This is a genomic window from Ligilactobacillus pabuli (genome assembly GCF_022836475.1).
GTDB lineage: Bacteria > Bacillota > Bacilli > Lactobacillales > Lactobacillaceae > Ligilactobacillus > Ligilactobacillus pabuli.
Genome location: NZ_BQXH01000027.1, coordinates 1 through 17,117 on the forward strand (window position 1 = coordinate 1; position 17,117 = coordinate 17,117).

Below are 17,117 nucleotides of genomic sequence, written 5' to 3' on the forward strand. Positions count from 1 at the left end.
CCTAAGACAGTTAAAGCAACTTCAGTCGGGGTGCCTAGCGGCTCATAGTCACCATGGTCGTTTTTTTGAAGCGAAGATTCATTACACAGAACAGCACCGGTTAAAAAATCTTGTGAATTACTAATAGAAGGAGCGTCCTCACTCGAAATTTGCCCGCTTGGATTATAGCCTAAACCACTGACTGCATAAGCAAAACCATTGGCATAATATTTAACAACAGTCATTTCATTTTTAGTTAGGGTTCCGGTTTTATCGGAACAAATATAGGAAGTAGCACCAAGTGTTTCGACACTATTCAAAGATTTGATCAAGCCTTGATTTTGGGCCATTTTTCGAGCTCCAATAGTTAGAACAATGGATAAAACAGCAGGTAGGGCATCAGGAATGGAGGCGACAGCTAAAGCAATGGAAGTAGATAGAATCGCAGCAAATGAGGCAAAAGTAAATTCCCCAGCCTTAATGATGCCAGCAACAAAAGTAAAAATAACCAAAGCTGCTGAAACTAACATTAGTGTTTTAGTTAGGCTCTTGACGGTGTTTTGTAAAGGGGACGGTTTGGTTTCCACGGCTTGGATCATTTGCGCAATATCGCCTAACTGGGTTTGACTGCCCACTGCAACAACTACGCCGAGACCTTGTCCGTTGGAGACAGTGGAGCCAGAAAAGCCCATGTTTGTTTGATCGCCGACCTCAACTTCTGTGGGAATTGGCGCAGTATTTTTTTCGATTGCATCAGCTTCTCCAGTTAAATGGGCCTCAATCACTTGTAATTCGTTAACGTCTAGCCAACGAATATCAGCTTCGACAAAATCACCCACTTGATTATTAACAATATCGCCCACAACCATTTCAGTTGTAGGGATACTCTGCCATTTGCTGTCACGTAAAACAGTTGTATGCCGATCATTCATTTCTTGTAAGGCGTTTAGGCTCTTACGAGCACTGATTTCTTGCCAAAAGCCTAAAAAGGCATTTATGACGATCAAAATAAAAATAGCTGCTGCTTCATATAACGATTCACGGCCACTTTTAACATGACCTTGAACTTGAATGTCATAAAAAGCGCTTAGTAGTGAAAGGACAATTGCACCCATAAGCACGATTACAATCGGCTCTTTAAAATTTTTCAAGAAAACTTTCCAATAAGGAGCTTCTTTCTTTTCAGGTAGTTTGTTTTCGCCCCATTTTTCTCGGTGATCAGTTACTTGTGTTGCAGATAACCCTTTTTTTGGATTAACGTGAAGTTGTTTGAGAAGGGCTGTTTTTTCTTGTTGGTAGACTTCCATTTACGTCACCTCTCCTTAACGATAAAAGACAAAAAACGCAAGCTAACAAGATCTCCCTCACCCTTGGAAGAAAAATCTTGAAAGCTTGCGCTTCAACCTATGCTATATTTTTGTGTTGAAAAAGAATACTTACCACAGAATACTAAAATTTAGTGTTTTTTGCAAATTTTTAACCTAGCAAAACTAGTTAAGTGAATTATGTTAGTGGTTTATTTTGGAAATAGTTCCTCTTAGTAAAAATGGTGCAATCAATGTGGTTATAATAATGGCCCCGATCACAGCAGAATACCGGTCAATAGATAGTAAGTGACTTTGAAGCCCCAATTGAGCAATGATCAAAGCCATTTCTCCTCGTGAAACCATGCCAGCACCGATCATGAAAGAACTTGGCCAGGAAAAATGTGCTAGTTTGGCACCAAGACCAGCGCCCAATAATTTTGAAAGAATCCCACCGATCGAGAGAACAAAAAAGAGCCAAAAATCATTAATAATCCCCGTAAAGGTCATATTAAGCCCAATGCTAACAAAAAAGACTGGAATAAATACTGCATAACCGATCGGTTCGATATTACGATCAATTAGAACTTTATAATCAGTTTGACCGATAGCTAATCCAGCAAAAAAGGCTCCGATTACAGTACTTAAGCCTGTGATATCAGCTAAATCAGCTAATCCCAGACAAAGAACTAATGAAATTAGTGTTTCAGAAGCGGGAACTAACAGTTTGGAGCTAAAATGCATCACATAAGGAATAACCCAGCGACCTAAAACAAAAAGTAAAACAAAGTAACCAATTTGAAGCAAAAGCGAAAGAACAAGATTTTGCTTGTTGCCGCTACTATTAACTTGACCACCAGAAAAACTGATGAGGATACTTAAAACAATTACGGCTAAAACATCATCTACAACAGCGGCTCCTAGAATAGTAGTTCCTTCGTGACTATCGAGTTGTTTCATTTCTTGGAGGACAACGACTGAAATTGAAACGGAGGTGGCTGCAAAAGTCACTCCCAGAAAGATACTTTCCAACTGTGAAAAGTGGAAATATAAGCCTGTTAAGTAAGCGATAAGAATAGGAAAAAGCATACCCACAACAGCAACATAAGTACTTGGCCGAATAAAACGACGGAGTAGCGAAAGGTCGCTTTCGAGACCAGCAATAAACATTAAAATAACGACCCCGATCTCAGAAAAGAAGTGGATAAAGTCGTTTGGCTGGAGCCAATTAAGTAGCGCAGGCCCTAATAAAATGCCGACCAATAATTCACCAATCACGGCTGGTAAATTGAGCCGGGCACTAAAATGACCGCCAATGGCAGTTGAAATTAAAATTAAACATAACGAACCAATAAATTCCATTACAAAATCTCCTTCTAATTAAAAAAAAAAAGACTTCCAAAAATCCTTGGCAACCCAAACCAAGGAAAATTCTTGAAAGTCGAAACTTCAACCAAAACTATTTAAATTTAGCAATAAAACAAACCTCGTATAGAGCAGAGTTTAGTATAAGCAAAAATTATCTGTGACATGAAGAAGCAGACTTTTTAGTTAAAGTTGTTTTTTGCTCATAGAAATAGCTGTTAGAAAATTATTCTAACAGCTACGCATAAACATAGAAATAATTATTTATTTAAGAGTAGCATGGAGTATTGAGATATGCAAGAAAAACCTAGTACGACGCAAATAGCAAATAGCTTTTGGTTTTAGTTTGTAAGTCTTAACAAATATCCATTGGGATCTTGCAACAGAAATTCTTTTTGCTTGATTATTTCATTGGCTCCAGTGTAGTGACTAATCTTCATGTCACGGTATAAGGTAATATTATGTTCTTTAACTCTTTGATAGATTGAATCGACATTTTTTATTTCCAAAGAAATGTTTATTCCTTGTCCTAAAGGATAAGTTAATTCTCCGATATTCCAACCATTGTCATGTATTTCTTCCAGCATTAATTGATTTTCTTCTAGGGACAGAAACACAAATTTATCTTCCTGACGCTCATATTCAATTTTAGCTCCTAAAACATTTAGATAAAAATTCTTTGATTTATTAATATCAAAGACAGACAATTCAGGAATTGTTTTGTTGAAATTCATTAATAAGCACCTCTAAATTAGTTTTAATTTATTATCCAAAGTCGATATTATCTAACATTTCCTCGGTACTGGCTTGATCTAAACCCAGATAAGCCAGTGTCATAGCCTCACTGCTATGGTTTAGGAGGTGCATAACCAGCCCGATATTGTAGTTTGATTGGACATAGACGCGGTACGCGCCGGTTTTGCGCATAGTATGGGTTCCCAAATAGTCCAAATTCAACAGATCGCCCACTTTACGCATGATCTTGTAAAACTGTTTCTCGGTCAAATGCTGGTCCGGGTGCTGCGTGGAGGGAAAGAGCCAGGGCGAGATTAGATTTTCCTGTTGTAACCACTGTTGGTAGGCTAAGAGGTCGCCAATGACCGGTTTTAAGTATAAGCGGTTGGCTTTCCCCGTTTTTTGGTCGTGGAGATACGTGTTGAGACGCACGTTTCCCCCTTCATCGAAGACATCTATCCGTTTGAGCTTGAGAATGTCACTGACACGCAACAAAGTTGCCTTGCCGAGCTGAAAAATGGTGTAATTGCGCCGGCCAGCCTTAAAATTTTCTATTAAACAACGTTGAACTTGATGTAAAACGTTAGAATCTTTGATCGGTAAAACTTTTTGTTCCATACTGATAACTTCCTTAAGTTAAATTTGCTTTTAGTAAAAGATTTATTTATACTGTAAATGTAATACGAACGTAAACGAAAAACTGGAAGGTGAATTAAATGAGTAATGCAACCATAAAAGATAAAACCATCTCCACACGAGTCACCAATGAGATCAGTGAACGCGCGAAAGCCAATCTGGCCAAACAAGGATTGACTGTTTCGGAATATGTCCGTTTGTCGTTGGTTAAAGCGGCCAATAACGAAGTTCGTTTGCTTAATTTTTTAGATTCTCCGGAAGCACTAGCTGCCAAAGCAGAAGCTGAAAAAGGTGAAGTTACTGAGATTGGTTCAGTCACTGACTTTAACGATTGGATTGATCAGTTAGATGAAGATTAAGGCCACGAAAGCTTTCGAACGTGAACTAAAAAAGCTGAAGAAAAAACACTTCCCGATTGAAATTTTAAAACCATGTGTTGCAGCGATCGTGGCGCAAGATCAAGCCACATTAAAACGGATCAAAGATCATGCGCTACAAGGAAAATGGCACGGATATCGCGAATTTCATCCAGCTCGTTATGGTAATTACGGAAAAAATTATGACGGCTGGATCGTAGTTTATCGCATTGATCACACAGAGCTGATCTTGCTGTTGGTCACAACCGGACCGCATGAAATTTTAGCGCAATAAGCTTTAAAATAGCCTCTGATTTTGTTAAAAAATCAGGGGCTATTTTTATATTTTAGTGGTAGTTTTTGCCCCTTAAAATTTAGCTTACCATTAAAGGGTTGATTTAACAACTTTTCCGAGGGTCCATTACTCAATAATGGACCCTGAATAAAAGTTTATACTATTAAGAAAAATAGAATACCTAAAAGAAAAAAGCAAAAACAAAGTAAGTAAATAGATATAAGTCTAATTTTTTCTCTTTATTTGAAATTTTTAGTTCAGGGGCATATTGAATTTTGTATTTTTGCATATTTTTAATCTGTAAAAGTTCCATTAAAAAAGCAAAAAATAGAGAGAAGAAGCAAATAGCGTCTGCAAGTCCAAGCGTTGTTAGCTCATGGTCAACAGTAGCAGCATATATGCCAATTGTAAGGGTGATTAACGCTATTGCTCCAAATAAAAGACGTAGTTTGTCTATTTTTTTAAAAGTATGATAATGTTTTCCATATAATATTGGTAACTTCCCAAGTACAATGATATTTTCTATTTGTTTTTTTGCTTTCTTTTTAGTGTAAAAGTAAAGTACAGAAGCAAGCAGTGTTAAAAAAAGTAATAAATAAGTTAAAGTAACCATGAAAATCCTCTTTTAAATTTTTAATAAATGTGAAAACCACCTATAAATTTCTCATAAGAGCGGTAAAAAAGCAAGCGCTCAATATGGCGCTTGCTTTTTTTATTTATTTAAGCGGCAAGAAGTAACATAGCTACTACTACAGTTGTGGAGCCCAATACAAAGATAAAAGCTGTTACTGGTTCAGGATCCTTAGGAAGAGCTTCTAGCGCAGACGAGAGTAATGTTGACCTGTAGTTTTCAATGCTAAGTGCAAACTTAGCTGTATCTTTAGCCGCCTTAAAAATAGTATCAAGATTATTATTATACTTTTCAACGTCCGTTGCTGAAACTCCTACCGGTACTGTTGAGCCATTATATTTGTGCATATGGATCTTAAGGGTGATAGCATATCCTAAATCATAAGTCGTGTTATCTTGGCCTTTGTGCTCAATGGTAGACTTAAGCTGTAGCGTCAACACATGATCACCGGCACTAATGTTACTAGTCGTGGTAATATCACCGGCTTCAATTTTTCCACCAATTGCTGAAATTTGAGATAACAATGAGTTAGGGTCAAATACAAGTTTGTTTTCCTCAATAACCTTTTGGACAGGACCATCAAATGAGAAATCAACTTTATGGTTGTTGATGTTGATAGAATTTTTATATTTAGATAGAAAAGGCGCGTAGTTTTTAAAGACTACGCGCCCTTTCTAATATCATCTTTAGACCTAGTTGAGTTTTCGATAGCATACGAAACAAAAATTCAGACACTATATGGATCAATAGTAAATAAAGTAATCATTTATTCGCCGTCAAATGGGCCTTTATCAAGGTAGGCATTTAACATCCAGATTTTCTTATCAACATCGATCTTAAATCCGTTGATCATATCTTGCGTTGGTTGATCATTTTCTTTGTCAGTGACTTCGATTGCTTTTTGAAATTGATCCCTAAGATATCTGAAATTATCTACTAAACGTTGCATTAATTCAGGCAGTGTGTATTGATTAAATTTGATCTTTTCGTCCGGTAAACCAGTTTGTTCGATAAATTCATGTGTTGTTGCAAATGGTGCTCCATTTAAAGCAATCAAACGTTCCGCAACCTGATCTTCTTCATCAGCAAAAGTTTCATTAAATTCATCCATTTCCGGATGTAAGGTGAAAAATTGTTTGCCCCGCATATACCAGTGAGTTTGATGAACATTAGTCTGGGCCTGTTCTAGGTCAGCTACGAGCTGGTTAAGTTGTGCCCGTGTTTGGGGATAATCATATTTTTGATTCATGATACTTTCCTCCTAAAATAATTTTTAATACACTATTATAATAGTGTATTGTCCCTTGAAATATAAGGTATATCCAAAACATTTAGAAAAAATATAAATTGCTTTTTATCAAAAAATTGACAGTAATCAATTATAAAAAAGGAAGAGTTACTTATACTACATAATAGAAAGAGGCAAGAAAGGAGATCTTTATGATGAAGAAAGCTGTTATTAACCTAGAGGAATTGGCATGCCCGACCTGTATGCAAAAGATCGAAGCCGCAGTTGCTTCGGTTAAGGGAGTTGATAAACCTAGTATTAAGGTAATGTTTAATGCTAGTAAGTTGAAGGTTAACTTCGATGAAGAAAAGGTAACTGTTAAAGATATCGAGAAGGCTATAGAAGATCTTGGTTATCCAGTAATTAAGTCAAAAGTTGTAGCTGCTTAATGAAAGAAGGAGACAAAGAATGAGCAAATATAGCGAACTACAAGAAGAATATTTCCCAAATTTAGAGACTTACACTTTAGCAATCACTCGCGCACATGGCAAAAACCACCCCGAAACTTTCAAGGTGCATGAGCTATTTGACAAAATAGAAGCAAAAACTCGGGCTAATGAAGATGTTAGTGCGGAGTACCAAGAAATTAGAAAATTGACTGATAATTATACGATCCCGGCAGACGCGTGCCCAACAATGGAAAAGACTTATACCTTTTTGCGTGACTTAGACCATGCATACAGTACAGGAGAATAGGTTAGAAAGTATAAAAGCAGGTGCTGTGAAAAGTACCTGCTTTTATATCAGAAAGGAAAATTAAGATGCAAAAGTATATTTTGGCTCATAAAAAAGAGCTGACAATTATAAATGGCTCTTTGCTTTTACTAGCGTTAGCAGATCATTTTTTTCTAACGCGAGGGAAAATAGTTCCAGTGGCGTTAATAATTGCGGGGGTTGCAGGGGTCTTACCGATTGCTGTCCAAGCCTTTCAATCTTTAAAGGTCAAAGTAGTTAGTATCGATGTCTTAGTAACGATTGCAGTATTAGGCGCTTTTTTTGTTAAAAGTTATGAAGAGGCTGCGGTGGTAACATTTCTCTTTTTAGCGGGGCATTTTTTAGAACAGGCGACTCTCAGTAAGACACGAAAGGCAATCAAATCTCTGACCGAAATGGCACCAGAGGTCAGCTTGAAAAAAGATCAAACCGGTAAGTTTGTGGAGGTCTCAATTGATGAAGTTACTCAGGGAGATACTCTTTTAGTTAAAACCGGCGGAAAGGTTCCAGTTGATGGTAAGGTCATTAGTGGTTCTGGATATGTTAATGAAGCTAGTATCACAGGGGAATCTAAGGTTGCTGCCAAACAGGCTGGATCGTTAGTTTATGCTGGGACTATCCTGGAAAATGGAACATTTCAGCTGCAAGCTGAGAGAGTCGGAGAAGAGACAGCATTCGGTAAAATTATTGAACTAGTGGAAGAAGCTCAGGATTCAAAATCCAACGCCGAACGTTTTATTGACAAATTTTCTAAGTACTATACACCAGCTGTTTTACTATTGGCGATTGTTGTAGGCTTAATCACCAAAGATATCGAATTAGCTGTAACCGTCTTAGTTCTGGGCTGCCCAGGTGCTTTGGTTATTGGAATTCCTGTTTCAAACGTGGCTGGGATCGGAAATGGCGCCAAGCATGGCATACTACTAAAAGGTAGTGAAACAATACAAAATTTTAGCAAAGTTGATACTATGGTTTTTGATAAAACTGGCACACTAACGGTTGGTGCTCCACAAGTGAATAAAGTTATTTCAAATCCTGAAATTAATGAGAACAAGGCCATTAGTACTCTAGTAAGTATAGAAGCTGAAAGTGATCATCCGTTAGCCCAAGCGGTGGTCAAAACTTACCCAAATGTTACAAGATATCCAGTAAGCCAAACACAAGTTATTAAAGGTGGTGGGATTATTGCAACTGTCAAGGGTGTAAAAGTCGTTTTAGGAAATTTACAGTTAATGAAAAACAATCAGATTAAATTGGGACCGGGAGAGATAGCACGTAGTGAGCAGCTGGAAAGTGAAGGAAACTCCCTAGTTTTTATGGCTATAAATAATCAGTTAGCTTTAATCTTGGGCATTAAAGATCAGTTACGACCAAATGTAAAGTCTGAATTATTAAGACTTAGAAAGCTAGGAGTTAAAAATTTGATCCTCCTATCAGGGGATAATCAAGGAACGGTAAATCAAGTTGCTCAAAATTTACGTTTAACCGAGGCGAAGGGAAATATGATGCCCGAGGATAAAGCTGCCTATATTACGGAGCTACAAAAGAAAGGACAGAACGTTACTTTTGTAGGTGACGGAGTTAATGACAGTCCTTCATTAGCAACAGCTAATACGGGGATCGCTATGGGAAATGGGACAGATGTTGCGATCGATACTTCAGATATTGTTTTAATGAATTCGGATTTTGACCGGTTAGTACCGACTCTTAAGTTGGCTAAGGCTACAAGTCATAATATGTTGCAAAATATTGTTATTGCAGTAGGAGTAGTAGTTTTTCTTTTGACTAGTCTTTTGTTTAGTAGTTGGATCAATATGGGGATCGGGATGTTTGTTCATGAGGCAAGTATTCTGGTGGTAATCCTTAATGCAATTCGTTTATTAAACTATCGTTTAAAGTAAAAAAGAGGGTGTCAACAAACACGCCCTCTTTTTTACTTTATACAGAACTAAGCTTATTTATGCGAATTTTTTTACTTGAAGTAGATGTTATCATACCCTGTCTTTCTAACTTTTTAAAGCCACGAGAAATGGACTCTGGCGTTGTCCCTAGATAAGACGCCAAGGACTTACGTGACATTGGTAATTCTATTGAAATAGGTTTATTTTCCATAGTTTCTTCTGGAATAAGACTAGTTAGATATGAAATAATGCGGTCAGCAACTGAAGTATGTGCGATAGTTGCGACTTGTTGTTCAGAGACCTCTAAGCGTTCTGAAAGCTGTTGTAAAAGGTTTATACTAATCTCCGGATATTGTATTAGAACTTTTTTAAAGTCTTGTTGAGTTAATTGACAAATTTCTGTATTACTAATGGCCTCTACTAGATCATCATGAGATTGTTTAGTTCTAAAAATACTCCACACTCCAATGAACTCCCCAGGTCCTAATAAACGAATTAGTTGTTCTTCGCCGTTTTCTAGAATCTGGTAATTTTTTAATTGTCCTTGATGCACGATATATAAAGTGTCATTTTGATCCGTGAAATTATATAGAAATTCTCCCTTAGACACCTTTCTACTAGTAACCTTTTGAGATAGCTTAGTTAGTTCATTTTCATCTAAGTTGGCAAAAATCGGTACCAATGAGACACACTGTTTTTTTTCAGTAGACTGCATATGCACTCACCTTCCCTCCCTAGCTTTTAATGCTTAGCTTTTCTCGGAGATAGTTACGCAATACTATAGCCTGGTTATGCTCTTTATCTTTAGCGCTATAAAGTAAGATAATATCACTATTTACCATTTTTGACGTGATTTTGGCAATAAATTCGGGTGTCTCCAGATTTTCAGCCAATTCTTTTCGATATGCTTTACTAAATTTAGAGAATTTCTGTGGATCATGATTAAACCATTTACGAAGTTCATTTGAAGGAGCAATTGACTTGTCCCAATCATCAAGATTTGCTTTAGTCTTGGAAATTCCACGAGGCCAAAGACGATCTATTAATATTCGATAACCAGGTTGTGTTGAATTAGATGAATAAATACGCTGTATTTTTATCAAAGTAAACCTCCTTAAATATATCAAAATTAAATTCAAATTTAGCTTGTTACTTATCCATAAATAAATCAGGTCAGTACCTTAGGGGGTATTTCTCACAAATGGACCCTCTTATTTACTGCCAAAAAAGCGATTGAAGAAGCCCTTTTTAGGCTGTTTTTCTTGTTGCCTGTCACTGCTATTCGTTGTCTGACTATTATGTTGATTTGTATCAGATTGTTCATTTGTAGGTTGTTCAAGTTGATCTATTCGCTTTTGATCTGCTAAATGTAGCTGTTGTTCTTGGTCTACTAATTTTTGTATATGCTCGTTTTGATTAAGGAGTTTTTCAATCTGTTTATCTTTAGTTTCAAGTTGTTGTCGTAGAGACTGATTTTCTTGTTCTAATTGAGCCGTTATTTTTTCTTGCAACAAAGAAACATTTAAACTTTTGTTTCTTTGTTGTTTTGTTTCTTTAGATCTATGTCTAACGCTCATAAAACCCTTTATAGCAGTCTCAGCACTCTCATCTATTTGATAAGAGTGGTTAACTTGTTTTGGCTTTTTTTGAGTAGGCAGTTGATTTATTACTCTATTTATATATTGAGGGGTAACTTTTAGCTCAACTGCTAAATCTTTTACGGTTTTCATCTTTTTTTCTCCTAGCTTAGTTGACTCCTTTTAGTGTCTTTACCATGAATTGTGATTTCATAACCCACAATAGATCGACCTCTTTTTTGTTTCGTAACGGTAAACCAAACGCCTAGCTTTTGTGTAAGTTCTTTAATAGCAACATCTAAAGCTTTCTGACCAAATTTTCCGGCTGGCCAACGAGTGTCTTTTCCTAAAAACCAACTTTCCCAATCTTCTAGAGAACCACTGATAGTAACATTTTGCTCATTTCCCATTTTATTAGCTTCCCATAATTTCATCATAATTAGACTGTACTTTGATTTGATTGTTGCTAGTTCACTTAATTTAAATGAATAAAAGTTTTTTCTAAGATCAAAAATATAAGGAGCGGCGTCTTCGGAAAATTTAAATCTAATAGATCCATCTTCAAACATGTCGATTCTGCTAAAAAGTTGTGTCATACGAACACCAATTTTTCCATTAGGACGCATTATCTTAAAGTATAATGCTGTATTTTCGTTAAGGGCTTTAAAAGCCTCCGCTACCCTTTTGTAATTCTGACCAGAAGAGTTAAGTCCTAAATGATGAAGTATAGATAAAATTTGAACATCATAAGATTCAAACGGTGTACTATCAGCTTTTACAAAACTAATAGCAAAATCTAAAATTTTATGTTGGAAAGAAGTTAAACCTCCAAATGCTTTAGCCAGATCATTAGCTTGTACAACCAGATAATTTTCTCGAGCCAGTAAATCGTTAATCATCAAGTTTGCTTTTTTGTTTACAACATCGTTACCTCTCACATAATCGCTCCTTTTATATCCTTTAAAGTATTTATACTCCATAAAGCGTTATTTTACAAGTAAGGATATATATGACGTACAAAAAAGGTACACATAACGTACAAAAAAGGTATATATGACGTACAAAAAAGGTATATATGACGTACAAAAAAGGTATATATGACGTACAAAAAAGGTATATATCTACGCTGTAACCATTGGTAATAAAGGATTTGTCGTTCCCTAAAGTATTTAAAAGTATTAAAGAAATAGATATTAATGTATTTTTTTAATGTATTTTTGAGCGCGCGCGTGAGGCCTTTTTTACAAAAAAAATAAAAAATTTCCAGAAAAAAACAAGATCAAAAACCAAGCTCGGTTCCCTCGCTTAAAAAGGAGTGCAAGCAAAAGTTCACTTGCACATTAAAACTCCGCTCACCTTGTTCGCTGCGCACTCCCTCCGGTCGTTTGCCCCCAAAAGGTGTGAGAGCAAACCACTCTCACATTTAACTCCATTCGCTCCGCTCATTGCGCAGTCGCCTCCGGCTCCTTTGCTAAGTTCAAAACATGTTAGCAGAAAATCTTCGGGCACGCCCTCAGAGCAAGTCACTAAACACAAATATTTATTACACACTTGACAATACTACTAAGTAATTATTGCTACAAAACATCTAAATAAAATCCCCAAATCTGACAAGCAAGTGTAAAATAGCCGTAAAGTAAGTGTAAAATGCACTTTACACTTTCATTAAGTAAAATGTTGTTACATAGCGGTTTATAGCCGGTCGTTTTTTGTAACTCCACCCCCTCCACGTTGTTTTGTAGCTGGAGTTACAAAAAAAGACCTTTAGCACAGTCAAAAACACAATACTAAACAATGTTATTAAGATCCCCCCAACTAAATCCCCGACTAATTATTATCACAAAAGATAAAATTCAAATTCCACACCACAAAATCAAGTCAAAAGCATAAAGCAGATTCAAGCTCAAAACCAAAAAACAAAAACTAGACTCATTTCAGGCTGCGATCCAATTTAAAACGTAAATAAGGCTACTAAGAGCACTTTAAAAGCTAATAACGATAAATCATCCATTCAACCAGTTGAAGCGCTTAAAAGCCCTAATAAGCTTAAATAAAGCGAAAATAAATTTAATTAAGTAGTTGACCAAAAAAAAACAAGCTAACAACCGGACGATAAATGGGCCTGAACTATTAACGAAATCCTTAAATTATGCCGTTGAGCTTTACCTTTATGAATTAGTCTAAGTGTAGAATTACTGTAGAATAGCTGTAGCAACGATTCTACACTTTTGGACTTAGAAAAAGTGTCATGACGTGGTTAAGAGCCGGTCGGCCTTGGTAACTCCACCCTCTCCACATTGTTCTGTGGCTGGAGTTACCAAGGCCGACCTAAGTTACCTCAAATAGTTTCCCAAGACTAAAATAAAAATTCCTAAAAAATGCTGAAAACGTAACTAAAAAAATTAACTTCCAAACATAGATATAAACTTAAATCCACCGTTAAGTTCAAAAACACCTAAAAAGTCAACTAAGTAAAAACAAAGATAGCAGGCGAAAGGTTAGCTCAAAAGAACAAAAAGGCGCAATCAGACCTGTCAAAAATGACAGGAATGCGCACTTACACCCTTGACGACTGTCAAAGGGTAGTTTCCCACTAAAAAAACGTGGTGGTTTTGTAGCAGAAGGCTAGCGCTAACAAGGCCAAATTCAAGTGAAGCTAGTCGTCAGAATCGATCACATTCTCAAAAATCCATTGACTATAATTGAACCGATCGGCTGGACTAATAATCCAAGGATGATTGATTTCATAAATCTGGATTTCAGTTTCTAAATAAAGTAGTGTTTTACCTTGGTTGAAAGTATAAACTGGGGCCGGAAAATCGAGTTTGCTAGCGACTTGATGAACACTTTGTCGAGAGTTCATGTCCCAGCGTTTTTTTAAGTCGTCACGAGTTAATAAGTGGGGCAGTTGTACTTTTTCTGCTTGAGCTTGTTGTTGCAGTTTTTGCGTAAATTCTTTTTTAGTTTGGTTGGGTCGCCAGTCAGTAAAAAGATCAAACTGGTTATGCTGAAAATCTAAATCCATAAAGGTCCCTCCTAAAAGTGAAACAAATGTTATACTTTTAACTGGCAACTTGCCCCCAAAGGGGGTGCGTCTTTTGTTACAAGATCTATTCTCAATAATTATTGCACCTATTCTGGTAGGTATATCTAAAGAGCTATTTTTTCGTTGGTTGGACGAAAAGGACGAAGACAATGATCGCTAAGCGAGTTGCCATTCAACTCGTCGCTAGCCGTCGCATCTAGCGAAAAAAATAACCACCCCTATGTCTGGTAGGGGTGGTTATTGCGTCTTTATGCAAAATCTATTCTCAATTCGCAGTTTAATTATAACATGCTCCTAAAAGTAGAGCAATTTCTAGGTTTACTTACTATAACATGACTAAAACTAGCTTTAATAAAAGCTAGTTTAGCGTATCAGAAGTTTCTTTTTAGCATAACTGAGACTTTAATTTATTAAATCAACTGGTTTATTGCAAATAAGGTTAAGGCAGGATTCAAAATTATTTGTTTTTTAAATCATCTATCGTATTTATATCTTTCATATATTTAGGCACCGCTAAACCTGTCTTAGCGTGTTGCATATTTTTAGCAAGTTCATCATATTTGCCTTGATATTTTTTAGCATATAATTGATTAGTGACTGGTAATTCTACTGTTACGGTTGCATCCGAACTACCATGTGCAATAGAGCTCCACATGACACCTATATCTAACTGTCTCATAGTTACATTGTAACCTTTTTGTTTTAAAAGAGTTTTTACTAACCTCGTTGCTGCTATTTCATAATCATACGGTGTGTAAACTAAATTAACTTTCTTACCTTTACCTGCTGGGACGCCTTTGGTCCATTTTTTTACCTGTTTAGGATGGGTTTCAATAAATTCATTTATTGCTTTTTGAGTATCCATACCGTCATTAATTTTTAACATTAGTGGGACAGCCATGTCTAACGTCCAATTAAACTGTTTTAATAGTTTTGCAGCCCCAGGATTTTCTTTCCTAAAGCCGAGTCTTGCTATGGTGCGCATTGATTCACCATGGCCATAAACATGTTTTGGGTCCTTTAAAAATTTCAAGGAATATTTTGCAACCATCCAATGGGGCTGCCAACTAAGAACTACGATTGGTTGCTTGTGTTTGACTGCTTTATCTAAAGTACTAGTCATAGCTGCTGTTGAAGTTGGCATAATTTGCCAATTGGCCTTTTTTAATCCATATTTATTTAAAGCGTCCTCAGTTTTTTCCATTGAACCAGCGCCTGCTTCAATACCTGTGATAGTATAATTCACCTGTTTGCCCAGTTTTTGATTTTCTTTATATGTTGGAGGGTCTCCACAGGCAGTAAGTATAATCATTAAGGTAAAAAAAGCTAGTAGGAATTTTATATAATGGTAAATGTTATTTTTCAAATGTTGACTCCTTACAATTTGTGATTAGTTCATTTTGGGAATAAATACCGCGGTATATGATAGTATATCATACACCACATGGTGGTCCTGCTGCAAAGTTCCCAGATAAATGGCCCCTTCTTAAGCGTCACATATTTATGATTGTACTGTAACGTAGCTTAGCTTTTTTCATTTCGCAGACTTTTTGGCAAATTTCTAGCAGTTTCTAGCATAGTAAAAAGCTATGTTATAATAATGTTGAGGGAAATGGTCATTGAGATTCACCTTCTAGTCGACTTGGATTGATCCCCAAGTCTGAAAGTGACTACGAATGACATTCGGCCTCCTGGTAGAGCATCAGGAGGTTCTATTTTTGCACAAAAATAGGTCCACTCAATTTTGGAGTGGACCTATTTAACATAACTGGGACTTATCCAGAGTTATTAAAAACACGTAGACTGTTTTTACGAGAAACTACCAAATTTTAATCTTAAAGAGCTCTTTTAAGCCAGATAAAATTAAAGTTGGGACTGCTGGGACTAATAAAACGAGTAAATAAACAGGCCACGATAAAGAAGCTGTCCCCATAACAAGCTGGAAAAAGGGAATAATAGTAATTAGAAATGAGCTGATCCCGGCAAATAACACAGCAACAACTAAATACTTATTTTCAAAAGGATTTCTTTCAAATAAAGTTCTGCTACTACGTGCGTCAAAAACGTGCCACAGTTGACCATAAACTAAAGTTAGAAAAGCCACAGTTTGTGCTTGTTGACTGGTCATTTCTTGGTGTGCAGCCCATAAAAAGGCTAAGAATACTAATAGCCCCATAAAGAAACCACGGATTAAAACTCGTGACCAAACATGGTTGGCTAAGACTGATTCGGCAGGATCTCGTGGTTTTTGTGTCATGATATTATCTTCAGGGACATCATATGCTAAAGAAAACGACGGTATAGCGTCACTGACCATATTGACCCATAAAACCATGAGAGCAGTCAAGGTTGGTGTTGTGCCTGGCACATGGCCAACAGTTTGATTAAAGAATAATAAACCAAGCAGGATAGCTAAAACTTCCGCAACGTTGGTAGTTAACTCATGCCGCATAAAGTTTTTAATATTACCATAAATTGTGCGGCCACCTTTGACCGCTCTTTCAATGGTAGTGAATTTGTCATCTAGTAAAATTAAATCGGCCGAATCTTTAGTAACCTCTGTCCCAGTGATTCCCATAGCAACACCAATATCGGCCACACGTAAAGCTGGCGCATCGTTGATCCCGTCACCAGTCATGGCGGTGATCTGTTGGTATCGTTGTAATTGCTTAATGATACGTTGCTTATGCTCAGGTGAGACTCGTGCATAAACGTCAGTAACTTTAACCTTGTCAAAAAGTTCGTCGTCGTTCATTTTTTCAATATCGATCCCTTTAAGGACCGGGGCAGTTTTGTCTGCAATGATCCCCAGATCTAAAGCAATTGCCCGGGCAGTTTTTTCATGGTCTCCTGTGATCATGACGACTTCAATATTGGCATTGTGCAAGGTTTTAACAGAAGTTTTAACTTCTTCCCGTGGCGGGTCAATAATTCCAGCGACTCCGGTTAACACCAAGGACTGTTCTAAGGATTCAGTTGTGCCATGCAAAGCCTCTTCTTTACTAAGAGTCCTTTGCCCTACGGCTAAAGTTCTTAAAGCATCGTCAGCATAGTGGTCAACGGTGGTTAAAAAAGTAGTTCGTGCTTGCTCTGACTGTTCGACTTGGTCAGCAACTAGGATCCCCGTGCTGTGTTTGATTAACACATCAGGTGCACCTTTAGTAAACAAAGTATATTTATCATTGTGTTTAACAATCACACTCATCATTTTACGACTACTGCTAAAAGGTAAGGTCCGGACTATTTTACTTTCTTGTAGTAATTTTTCTCGTACTAAAACTGCCTTACGC

Annotated in this window: 20 protein-coding genes; 6 read left to right on the forward strand and 14 right to left on the reverse strand. The window is 36.8% G+C overall.

The window, feature by feature from the left end; genetic code table 11:
* The 4 genes from LPAF129_RS10145 to LPAF129_RS10160 form a co-directional block, all read right to left on the reverse strand.
* Positions 1–1,286 (reverse strand): HAD-IC family P-type ATPase (locus LPAF129_RS10145; protein WP_244056861.1); only part of this gene is annotated, 1,286 nt, incomplete at its 3' end.
* A gap of 201 nt (positions 1,287–1,487) precedes the next feature.
* On the reverse strand, positions 1,488–2,645 hold the full coding sequence (locus LPAF129_RS10150; protein ID WP_017866855.1) for a cation:proton antiporter: 1,158 nt from the start codon (positions 2,643–2,645) through the stop codon (positions 1,488–1,490).
* Between the two features lie 344 nt (positions 2,646–2,989).
* Entirely contained in the window at positions 2,990–3,382 is a 393-nt protein-coding gene (locus LPAF129_RS10155; protein ID WP_010499829.1) for a bleomycin resistance protein, read from the reverse strand.
* Between the two features lie 31 nt (positions 3,383–3,413).
* The gene (locus LPAF129_RS10160) at positions 3,414–4,001 is read right to left on the reverse strand and encodes a site-specific integrase (RefSeq protein WP_244056862.1); all 588 of its coding nucleotides are present in this window, start codon (positions 3,999–4,001) and stop codon (positions 3,414–3,416) included.
* 98 nt (positions 4,002–4,099) lie between these two features.
* Here LPAF129_RS10160 and LPAF129_RS10165 point away from each other — a divergent pair, with 98 nt between their 5' ends.
* Positions 4,100–4,378 carry a type II toxin-antitoxin system RelB/DinJ family antitoxin gene (locus LPAF129_RS10165; protein WP_017866853.1) on the forward strand — a complete coding sequence of 93 codons (279 nt, stop codon included), beginning with the start codon at positions 4,100–4,102 and terminating at the stop codon, positions 4,376–4,378.
* Complete coding sequence (locus LPAF129_RS10170; protein ID WP_017866852.1) at positions 4,368–4,670, forward strand: type II toxin-antitoxin system mRNA interferase toxin, RelE/StbE family; 303 nt, start codon at positions 4,368–4,370, stop codon at positions 4,668–4,670. Before LPAF129_RS10165 ends, LPAF129_RS10170 begins: the two co-directional genes overlap by 11 nt.
* A gap of 181 nt (positions 4,671–4,851) precedes the next feature.
* Here LPAF129_RS10170 and LPAF129_RS10175 read toward each other — a convergent pair whose 3' ends face one another.
* From LPAF129_RS10175 to LPAF129_RS10185, 3 genes are all read right to left on the reverse strand, one after another.
* Entirely contained in the window at positions 4,852–5,283 is a 432-nt protein-coding gene (locus LPAF129_RS10175; protein ID WP_244056863.1) for a hypothetical protein, read from the reverse strand.
* A 107-nt stretch (positions 5,284–5,390) separates the two neighbouring features.
* Positions 5,391–5,825 (reverse strand): hypothetical protein, encoded by a 435-nt coding sequence (locus LPAF129_RS10180; RefSeq protein WP_244056865.1) that lies wholly within the window; start codon positions 5,823–5,825, stop codon positions 5,391–5,393.
* A gap of 242 nt (positions 5,826–6,067) precedes the next feature.
* Complete coding sequence (locus LPAF129_RS10185) at positions 6,068–6,550, reverse strand: Dps family protein (RefSeq protein ID WP_244056867.1); 483 nt, start codon at positions 6,548–6,550, stop codon at positions 6,068–6,070.
* Positions 6,551–6,744: 194 nt separating this feature from the next.
* Here LPAF129_RS10185 and LPAF129_RS10190 point away from each other — a divergent pair, with 194 nt between their 5' ends.
* From LPAF129_RS10190 to LPAF129_RS10200, 3 genes are all read left to right on the forward strand, one after another.
* Positions 6,745–6,978: a heavy-metal-associated domain-containing protein gene (locus LPAF129_RS10190; protein WP_206462360.1), complete on the forward strand. Its 234-nt coding sequence runs from the start codon at positions 6,745–6,747 to the stop codon at positions 6,976–6,978.
* Between the two features lie 19 nt (positions 6,979–6,997).
* Positions 6,998–7,285: an iron-sulfur cluster repair di-iron protein, ric gene (locus LPAF129_RS10195; protein WP_244056869.1), complete on the forward strand. Its 288-nt coding sequence runs from the start codon at positions 6,998–7,000 to the stop codon at positions 7,283–7,285.
* 65 nt (positions 7,286–7,350) lie between these two features.
* Positions 7,351–9,204 carry a heavy metal translocating P-type ATPase gene (locus LPAF129_RS10200; protein WP_244056872.1) on the forward strand — a complete coding sequence of 618 codons (1,854 nt, stop codon included), beginning with the start codon at positions 7,351–7,353 and terminating at the stop codon, positions 9,202–9,204.
* Between the two features lie 37 nt (positions 9,205–9,241).
* Here LPAF129_RS10200 and LPAF129_RS10205 read toward each other — a convergent pair whose 3' ends face one another.
* The 5 genes from LPAF129_RS10205 to LPAF129_RS10225 all read right to left on the reverse strand — a co-directional run bounded on the left by LPAF129_RS10205 (position 9,242) and on the right by LPAF129_RS10225 (position 13,806).
* Positions 9,242–9,919, reverse strand: coding sequence for a Crp/Fnr family transcriptional regulator (locus LPAF129_RS10205; protein WP_206462355.1), 678 nt, complete (start codon positions 9,917–9,919; stop codon positions 9,242–9,244).
* A gap of 19 nt (positions 9,920–9,938) precedes the next feature.
* Positions 9,939–10,307 carry a DUF488 domain-containing protein gene (locus tag LPAF129_RS10210; RefSeq protein ID WP_206462354.1) on the reverse strand — a complete coding sequence of 123 codons (369 nt, stop codon included), beginning with the start codon at positions 10,305–10,307 and terminating at the stop codon, positions 9,939–9,941.
* A gap of 108 nt (positions 10,308–10,415) precedes the next feature.
* Positions 10,416–10,934, reverse strand: coding sequence for a DUF3450 domain-containing protein (locus LPAF129_RS10215; RefSeq protein ID WP_244056874.1), 519 nt, complete (start codon positions 10,932–10,934; stop codon positions 10,416–10,418).
* Between the two features lie 11 nt (positions 10,935–10,945).
* Entirely contained in the window at positions 10,946–11,719 is a 774-nt protein-coding gene (locus tag LPAF129_RS10220; protein WP_244056876.1) for a replication initiation protein, read from the reverse strand.
* A 1,718-nt stretch (positions 11,720–13,437) separates the two neighbouring features.
* Positions 13,438–13,806 carry a hypothetical protein gene (locus LPAF129_RS10225; protein WP_244056878.1) on the reverse strand — a complete coding sequence of 123 codons (369 nt, stop codon included), beginning with the start codon at positions 13,804–13,806 and terminating at the stop codon, positions 13,438–13,440.
* Between the two features lie 64 nt (positions 13,807–13,870).
* Between LPAF129_RS10225 and LPAF129_RS10230 the strand changes: the two genes are divergently transcribed.
* The gene (locus tag LPAF129_RS10230) at positions 13,871–13,987 is read left to right on the forward strand and encodes a type I toxin-antitoxin system Fst family toxin (protein WP_373875048.1); all 117 of its coding nucleotides are present in this window, start codon (positions 13,871–13,873) and stop codon (positions 13,985–13,987) included.
* Positions 13,988–14,284: 297 nt separating this feature from the next.
* Here LPAF129_RS10230 and LPAF129_RS10235 read toward each other — a convergent pair whose 3' ends face one another.
* A complete protein-coding gene (locus tag LPAF129_RS10235; protein ID WP_017866857.1) occupies positions 14,285–15,193 on the reverse strand; it encodes a glycine betaine ABC transporter substrate-binding protein in 909 nt (302 codons plus the stop codon).
* Between the two features lie 453 nt (positions 15,194–15,646).
* On the reverse strand, positions 15,647–17,117 hold a 1,471-nt coding region (locus tag LPAF129_RS10240; protein WP_244056884.1), incomplete at its 5' end, for a cation-translocating P-type ATPase.